This is a genomic window from Pseudomonas sp. PS01300 (assembly GCF_029960155.1).
GTDB classification, from domain to species: domain Bacteria; phylum Pseudomonadota; class Gammaproteobacteria; order Pseudomonadales; family Pseudomonadaceae; genus Aquipseudomonas; species Aquipseudomonas palmensis.
This window is the reverse complement of record NZ_JASCPN010000120.1, coordinates 1-5,584: the sequence shown is the minus strand read 5'-3', so window position 1 is coordinate 5,584 and position 5,584 is coordinate 1. Positions and strand designations below refer to the sequence as shown.

The window sequence follows — 5,584 nt, the reverse complement described above, 5'->3', positions numbered from 1 at the left end:
AAAGACAAAACCCCTACCTGCAGATGCAGATAGGGGTTTCGGAATTTAATCTTGACGATGACCTACTCTCACATGGGGAAACCCCACACTACCATCGGCGATGCATCGTTTCACTACTGAGTTCGGGATGGGATCAGGTGGTTCCAATGCTCTATGGTCGTCAAGAAATTCTGTTGCCAGAAGGTCTTGTTCAGACACTCCAGCGAATCGGGTATGTGATGTTTGTGAGTTACAAATCTTCGGCTTACTGTGTCTTCACAACACCGCAATCTGGTCGTTCGACGCAAATTGCTTGGGTGTTATATGGTCAAGCCTCACGGGCAATTAGTATTGGTTAGCTCAACGCCTCACAGCGCTTACACACCCAACCTATCAACGTCGTAGTCTTCGACGGCCCTTCAGGGAGCTCAAGGCTCCAGTGAGATCTCATCTTGAGGCAAGTTTCCCGCTTAGATGCTTTCAGCGGTTATCTCTTCCGAACATAGCTACCCGGCAATGCCACTGGCGTGACAACCGGAACACCAGAGGTTCGTCCACTCCGGTCCTCTCGTACTAGGAGCAGCCCCTCTCAAATCTCAAACGTCCACGGCAGATAGGGACCGAACTGTCTCACGACGTTCTAAACCCAGCTCGCGTACCACTTTAAATGGCGAACAGCCATACCCTTGGGACCGGCTTCAGCCCCAGGATGTGATGAGCCGACATCGAGGTGCCAAACACCGCCGTCGATATGAACTCTTGGGCGGTATCAGCCTGTTATCCCCGGAGTACCTTTTATCCGTTGAGCGATGGCCCTTCCATACAGAACCACCGGATCACTAAGACCTACTTTCGTACCTGCTCGACGTGTCTGTCTCGCAGTCAAGCGCGCTTTTGCCTTTATACTCTACGACCGATTTCCGACCGGTCTGAGCGCACCTTCGTACTCCTCCGTTACTCTTTAGGAGGAGACCGCCCCAGTCAAACTACCCACCATACACTGTCCTCGATCCGGATAACGGACCTGAGTTAGAACCTCAAAGTTGCCAGGGTGGTATTTCAAGGATGGCTCCACGCAGACTGGCGTCCACGCTTCAAAGCCTCCCACCTATCCTACACAAGCAAATTCAAAGTCCAGTGCAAAGCTATAGTAAAGGTTCACGGGGTCTTTCCGTCTAGCCGCGGATACACTGCATCTTCACAGCGATTTCAATTTCACTGAGTCTCGGGTGGAGACAGCGCCGCCATCGTTACGCCATTCGTGCAGGTCGGAACTTACCCGACAAGGAATTTCGCTACCTTAGGACCGTTATAGTTACGGCCGCCGTTTACCGGGGCTTCGATCAAGAGCTTCGCGTTAGCTAACCCCATCAATTAACCTTCCGGCACCGGGCAGGCGTCACACCCTATACGTCCACTTTCGTGTTTGCAGAGTGCTGTGTTTTTAATAAACAGTCGCAGCGGCCTGGTATCTTCGACCGGCATGAGCTTACGGAGCAAGTCCTTCACCCTCACCGGCGCACCTTCTCCCGAAGTTACGGTGCCATTTTGCCTAGTTCCTTCACCCGAGTTCTCTCAAGCGCCTTGGTATTCTCTACCCAACCACCTGTGTCGGTTTGGGGTACGGTTCCTGGTTACCTGAAGCTTAGAAGCTTTTCTTGGAAGCATGGCATCAACCACTTCGTCGCCTAATGGCAACTCGTCATCAGCTCTCGGCCTTAAGATCCCGGATTTACCTAAGATCTCAGCCTACCACCTTAAACTTGGACAACCAACGCCAAGCTGGCCTAGCCTTCTCCGTCCCTCCATCGCAATAACCAGAAGTACAGGAATATTAACCTGTTTTCCATCGACTACGCTTTTCAGCCTCGCCTTAGGGACCGACTAACCCTGCGTCGATTAACGTTGCGCAGGAAACCTTGGTCTTTCGGCGTGGGAGTTTTTCACTCCCATTGTCGTTACTCATGTCAGCATTCGCACTTCTGATACCTCCAGCAAGCTTCTCAACTCACCTTCACAGGCTTACAGAACGCTCCTCTACCGCATCACCTAAGTGATACCCGTAGCTTCGGTGTATGGTTTGAGCCCCGTTACATCTTCCGCGCAGGCCGACTCGACTAGTGAGCTATTACGCTTTCTTTAAAGGGTGGCTGCTTCTAAGCCAACCTCCTAGCTGTCTAAGCCTTCCCACATCGTTTCCCACTTAACCATAACTTTGGGACCTTAGCTGACGGTCTGGGTTGTTTCCCTTTTCACGACGGACGTTAGCACCCGCCGTGTGTCTCCCATGCTCGGCACTTGTAGGTATTCGGAGTTTGCATCGGTTTGGTAAGTCGGGATGACCCCCTAGCCGAAACAGTGCTCTACCCCCTACAGTGATACATGAGGCGCTACCTAAATAGCTTTCGAGGAGAACCAGCTATCTCCGAGCTTGATTAGCCTTTCACTCCGATCCACAGGTCATCCGCTAACTTTTCAACGGTAGTCGGTTCGGTCCTCCAGTCAGTGTTACCTAACCTTCAACCTGCCCATGGATAGATCGCCCGGTTTCGGGTCTATACCCAGCGACTAAACGCCCTATTAAGACTCGCTTTCGCTACGCCTCCCCTATTCGGTTAAGCTCGCCACTGAATATAAGTCGCTGACCCATTATACAAAAGGTACGCAGTCACCTAACAAAGTAGGCTCCCACTGCTTGTACGCATACGGTTTCAGGATCTATTTCACTCCCCTCTCCGGGGTTCTTTTCGCCTTTCCCTCACGGTACTGGTTCACTATCGGTCAGTCAGTAGTATTTAGCCTTGGAGGATGGTCCCCCCATATTCAGACAAAGTTTCTCGTGCTCCGTCCTACTCGATTTCATGACTAAGAGATTTTCGCGTACAGGGCTATCACCCACTATGGCCGCACTTTCCAGAGCGTTCCGCTAATCTCAAAGCCACTTAAGGGCTAGTCCCCGTTCGCTCGCCACTACTAAGGGAATCTCGGTTGATTTCTTTTCCTCAGGGTACTTAGATGTTTCAGTTCCCCTGGTTCGCCTCTTGCACCTATGTATTCAGTACAAGATACCTGACTTATGCCAGGTGGGTTCCCCCATTCAGAGATCTCCGGATCAAAGTCTGTTTGCCGACTCCCCGAAGCTTATCGCAGGCTACCACGTCTTTCATCGCCTCTGACTGCCAAGGCATCCACCGTATGCGCTTCTTCACTTGACCATATAACCCCAAGCAATCTGGTTATACTGTGAAGACAACATTCGCCGAAAACTTGTAATTACTCACAAATTTTACCTTAGCCTGAACACACACCAGTGAAAGTGCTGTCCAGTCTATCTTTCTATCACATACCCAAATTTTTAAAGAACGATTCTGATAAAGTTCAGAAATCAATATTCGAGGCGAATATTCATTTCTAAGCTTTGACAAACTAGCAAGCGGGGTGGTGGAGCCAAGCGGGATCGAACCGCTGACCTCCTGCGTGCAAGGCAGGCGCTCTCCCAGCTGAGCTATGGCCCCAGCAAATTGGTGGGTCTGGGCAGATTCGAACTGCCGACCTCACCCTTATCAGGGGTGCGCTCTAACCAACTGAGCTACAGACCCAATCGAAGGTTGCTAACCTAATCGTCTTCTTCAATGAATCAAGCAATTCGTGTGGGAGCTTATGAGACAGCTGATGTCGTCGATTAAGGAGGTGATCCAGCCGCAGGTTCCCCTACGGCTACCTTGTTACGACTTCACCCCAGTCATGAATCACACCGTGGTAACCGTCCTCCCGAAGGTTAGACTAGCTACTTCTGGTGCAACCCACTCCCATGGTGTGACGGGCGGTGTGTACAAGGCCCGGGAACGTATTCACCGCGACATTCTGATTCGCGATTACTAGCGATTCCGACTTCACGCAGTCGAGTTGCAGACTGCGATCCGGACTACGATCGGTTTTGTGAGATTAGCTCCACCTCGCGGCTTGGCGACCCTCTGTACCGACCATTGTAGCACGTGTGTAGCCCAGGCCGTAAGGGCCATGATGACTTGACGTCATCCCCACCTTCCTCCGGTTTGTCACCGGCAGTCTCCTTAGAGTGCCCACCATAACGTGCTGGTAACTAAGGACAAGGGTTGCGCTCGTTACGGGACTTAACCCAACATCTCACGACACGAGCTGACGACAGCCATGCAGCACCTGTCTCAATGTTCCCGAAGGCACCAATCCATCTCTGGAAAGTTCATTGGATGTCAAGGCCTGGTAAGGTTCTTCGCGTTGCTTCGAATTAAACCACATGCTCCACCGCTTGTGCGGGCCCCCGTCAATTCATTTGAGTTTTAACCTTGCGGCCGTACTCCCCAGGCGGTCAACTTAATGCGTTAGCTGCGCCACTAAAATCTCAAGGATTCCAACGGCTAGTTGACATCGTTTACGGCGTGGACTACCAGGGTATCTAATCCTGTTTGCTCCCCACGCTTTCGCACCTCAGTGTCAGTATGAGCCCAGGTGGTCGCCTTCGCCACTGGTGTTCCTTCCTATATCTACGCATTTCACCGCTACACAGGAAATTCCACCACCCTCTGCCCTACTCTAGCTCGCCAGTTTTGGATGCAGTTCCCAGGTTGAGCCCGGGGATTTCACATCCAACTTAACGAACCACCTACGCGCGCTTTACGCCCAGTAATTCCGATTAACGCTTGCACCCTCTGTATTACCGCGGCTGCTGGCACAGAGTTAGCCGGTGCTTATTCTGTCGGTAACGTCAAAACAGCAAGGTATTCGCTTACTGCCCTTCCTCCCAACTTAAAGTGCTTTACAATCCGAAGACCTTCTTCACACACGCGGCATGGCTGGATCAGGCTTTCGCCCATTGTCCAATATTCCCCACTGCTGCCTCCCGTAGGAGTCTGGACCGTGTCTCAGTTCCAGTGTGACTGATCATCCTCTCAGACCAGTTACGGATCGTAGCCTTGGTGAGCCATTACCTCACCAACTAGCTAATCCGACCTAGGCTCATCTGATAGCGCAAGGCCCGAAGGTCCCCTGCTTTCTCCCGTAGGACGTATGCGGTATTAGCGTTCCTTTCGAAACGTTGTCCCCCACTACCAGGCAGATTCCTAGGTATTACTCACCCGTCCGCCGCTGAATCGAAGAGCAAGCTCTTCTCATCCGCTCGACTTGCATGTGTTAGGCCTGCCGCCAGCGTTCAATCTGAGCCATGATCAAACTCTTCAGTTCAATACTGCTTGGGTTTTGAGAAAACCCTAAACTTGGCTCAGCATTCTCAAATGACTTACTTTCAAATCTTTCGATTTTCGTGCAGTCACTTGTGATGCTGATAATCTTTCTGACTATCAGTCTGAGCTCACAAGCACCCACACGAATTGCTTGATTCAGTTGTTAAAGAGCGGTTGGTCAAGAACTTTTCGTCTCAACCGAGGCGCGCATTCTACGCTTTCCTCAGAGTCTGTCAAGCGTTTATTTTGAAGTTTTTCGTTTCACTTCAAACACTTGACTCGCTTCGATCTCTCGTAGCGGGAGGCGAATTCTACAGCGTTACAACCTGCTGTCAACCACCTTTTTCACCGCTGCCGATCTTTCGATCGAAGCACCTCCAGCCTGA

General features: G+C 51.4%; 2 tRNA genes and 3 rRNA genes. All 5 read right to left on the bottom strand.

From position 1 onward, the window contains the following. Positions 1 to 49: 49 nt before the first annotated feature. Positions 50 to 165, bottom strand: a 5S ribosomal RNA gene (rrf, locus tag QMX96_RS26400). A gap of 138 nt (positions 166 to 303) precedes the next feature. Further along, positions 304 to 3,194, bottom strand: a 23S ribosomal RNA gene (locus QMX96_RS26395). Between the two features lie 224 nt (positions 3,195 to 3,418). Continuing rightward, positions 3,419 to 3,494: transfer RNA gene (locus QMX96_RS26390), tRNA-Ala, on the bottom strand. Positions 3,495 to 3,501: 7 nt separating this feature from the next. Continuing rightward, a tRNA-Ile gene (locus tag QMX96_RS26385) sits at positions 3,502 to 3,578 on the bottom strand. Between the two features lie 84 nt (positions 3,579 to 3,662). After that, positions 3,663 to 5,199: ribosomal RNA gene (locus QMX96_RS26380) — 16S ribosomal RNA — on the bottom strand. Together the 16S, 23S and 5S rRNA genes with 2 tRNA genes alongside form the textbook arrangement of a ribosomal RNA operon. Positions 5,200 to 5,584 lie beyond the last annotated feature (385 nt).